At 31.0% G+C, this 3,070-nt stretch carries 2 protein-coding genes; both read left to right on the top strand.

The genetic code is table 11. The features are described from left to right. Positions 1–696: 696 nt before the first annotated feature. A complete protein-coding gene (locus SOY52_RS03770) occupies positions 697–1,266 on the top strand; it encodes an HNH endonuclease signature motif containing protein (protein ID WP_320847650.1) in 570 nt (189 codons plus the stop codon). Between the two features lie 78 nt (positions 1,267–1,344). Continuing rightward, entirely contained in the window at positions 1,345–2,718 is a 1,374-nt protein-coding gene (locus tag SOY52_RS03775; RefSeq protein WP_320847651.1) for a hypothetical protein, read from the top strand. The last annotated feature ends 352 nt before the right edge of the window (positions 2,719–3,070 follow it).

Consider the following 3,070-nt stretch of genomic DNA (forward strand, 5'->3'; position numbering starts at 1 on the left):
ATGACAAATATGGTGCTGTTCCTTTTACATTGCTTGGATCTGCAGAGTATGTTCAGCATGAAGGTTCAAAACCTATGAGTATTGTTTGGAAATTAAGAAGGCCAATACCAGCTAGGTTTATCACAAGTCTAAGTAGGGGAATTGCTCTCTAATGATATCGGGTAATGAAAATTCTAATCTGTTTTTAATATACTTCTATCATATGAAAAATCGGTTATTCTAATAGCTTACCCTTAAATTATCATATTCAATGACCTTAAGTGCCTAAGCAGTCACAATGTATAACTTAGGCACTTGTTAGAATATTACTTATATGCTTTTGAAGCACCATATTCTGCTTGGGATGAAGTAAATCCCTAAAATTCAAGTTGTTCAACAAGCCCTTGATAGGAAAATGGCATATATATATCAAATACCTCTTTGCAGAACTTAATGCATTACGCTCTCCTGCTGTTGCAGCAAAAACCAACGATATCGAAAGTGTAATGACTATTAGAAATGTAATTATTTTTTTCACGTATTCCCTTCCATTCAAAATATATATATCAGTATAAATAACATTATTGTAAGACAAAATATTGGGTTGCATTTAAGTTTTCAATTAACCTCTTTATATATAAATACTAATTAGAAATCCATAGTGGTAGACTTCTATGCTATACTACATTTGAATATGCAACTGACCCAAATTTCTGCATGATTTTTTATTATATTCGTGATTACGTTGCAAAGCATGGCACTGTTGTTGAGATAGATGAAAGTAGCATTAGCAATACATTTCCAAAGGATAGTTTAAAAGATCAATCTTGGATAAAGAATACTTGGACTAAAAGTTATTCTGCTAGTCGTCTTGATGAAAGGTTAATAGAACTTCCTGATGATAATGAAAATGAAGATAAAATAGTGAAGTGTAAGGATGTTATATATCATTACAGTTCTAAAACTATTAAAGAATCATTAAAGTGCTTATATGATTTTAAATGCCAAATTTGTGGTGATGTAATATTAAGAACAGGATGGAATAAAGATCTTTCCAGAGCAAATCAGTGGGTTGATTTAAATGCTGATGTACACCATATTCTTCCATTATCTAAACATGGTCCAGATAAAAGAGCAAATATGCTTTGTCTTTGCCCATCGTGTCATAGAAAGTTCCATACTGGTGAATTTGAACTAAAAGAAATTAATAATAAGATTACTTGTGTTGATCAACTTTTAGGGCATAAGAAGGTGGTAAATCAAAAACACCCAATAATTCTTTTCTGATTTCCTAGTTTCATATTATTTGTCTTGACATACATAATTTTGGGACGCAATATGAATCCCATAAAAGGAGAGGGAAGAATGAAAAAATATTTATTAGTTCTAATTTCATTAATCTTAACATTATCGCTATTTATCTCATGTGATAATGGAAATAAGACACCTAGCTCTACAAAAGAGGAAAAACCGACAACAACATCTGAAATTGTTATTCTAGATTTTATCGAAGTATCAAATTCTAGAGGTTTAACGAAATTCCCAGAAACAGGTAATCCATTTGGTACTGTCGATGGAAATGATAAAACTAAACCAGAATTAGTAAACATGGCAGATCGTACAACTTATGGATTATGGATGAGCTGTAATGTAATGAGATCACTCCCTATTCTCCCTGGATTAAAAAGTGCAAATGCTGATGCTGATGATTATGTTGAAAGCATAAAAAATAAAGACCTTATAGGATATGGATTTCCTATTAAAGTAGTTGAGGCTAAGACAACTAGTGATGGTGTTTACATCGTATACGATGTTTTAGAAGATGGAAAAGTAAATGGAAAAATTGAGTATTATTACTCTAATGTTGAAAAGAAATTCTCTTATAGAGAAATTGTAGCTCCTTTATTTGGATTATTTGGTGGTGACCAAATATTTGTATTTGAAATGTTCAATGTACCTGTAGAAAAAACTCAAGATGGTTACTCGTTTAAAGCTGGTGAGCTATACAATAATGGATCTTCATTTAGGCATGTTAGTTTTATATATGATACTCTTTCGATGACCCATCAAAGAAAAGATACTAATAAAATAGATAGATTTATGGTAGAAGACTCAAAGATTGTTATGAACTATAGTGGTAAGAAAGTAACTTCTATGGAGTATGAGAAGTATACTAGTAATAAGCCTACAGATGTAAATATACCAGGTATTTTTCTAACAGAATTAATCGATAGTACATATAATCCGATTTATGTTGGTCCTGATGAGACTACACGACTAGATGCTTTGCAACTTGAAGCTCAAGTAGAGTTCCTTAAGAAAATATTTAATGAAAGAAGCTTTGCTTTTGGAGGTTATAATTCTTTATCAGATTTCAATAGCTCTAGCTTAGAATATCTTGCTGGAAAACAAGAATTATTAAAGAATTACACCACTTATGATGATAAAGAGTATAACGGAATAGGTTTCCCTCTTTCTTATGATTTAAGTAGGAATATTGGTGCATGTCTTTATAATAGTAATGGAACAGTACATGAAACACATTTTGATTCAAATGCTGGTTCGGCATATTCTTTTACTCCTTTTGTATTAAAACAGTTTAAAAATTGCTTTGATTCTGAAGACATAATAAGTTTTGATCAATTTGTTGCGTTGATGTTTAAGAACCTAGGACTTAATAAGTATGCTGAGGATCCTGTATCAAGGAAGGAATTGCTTAAAGATTCTTATAATAATTAGGATTAAAACAATATTTTAATAAGACCATCCTTTATTGTGTTCTCATAAATAGAGGGTGGTTTTTGTTTTAATTAGGAAAAGGTTAATAACTATTTGGGTTTTTATTGACAGGAATTTGATTGTGATTAATACTGATATTATCAGTGATAATATCAATGAACTTGGAGTAGTTAGATGGATAATAATGAAAGAGAGAAATACCTAAATATTTTAAAAGAAGAGTTGCTTCCCGCTCTTGGTTGTACAGAGCCAATTGCTTTAGCCTATGCAGCAAGTAAATGTAGAGAGATATTAGGCCAAGAAGCTGAAGTAATTGAAGCAGAGTGTAGTGCTAACATTATTAAAAATGTCA

Origin of the sequence: Bullifex sp., assembly GCF_034103065.1 — a bacterium.
GTDB lineage: Bacteria > Spirochaetota > Spirochaetia > Sphaerochaetales > Sphaerochaetaceae > Bullifex.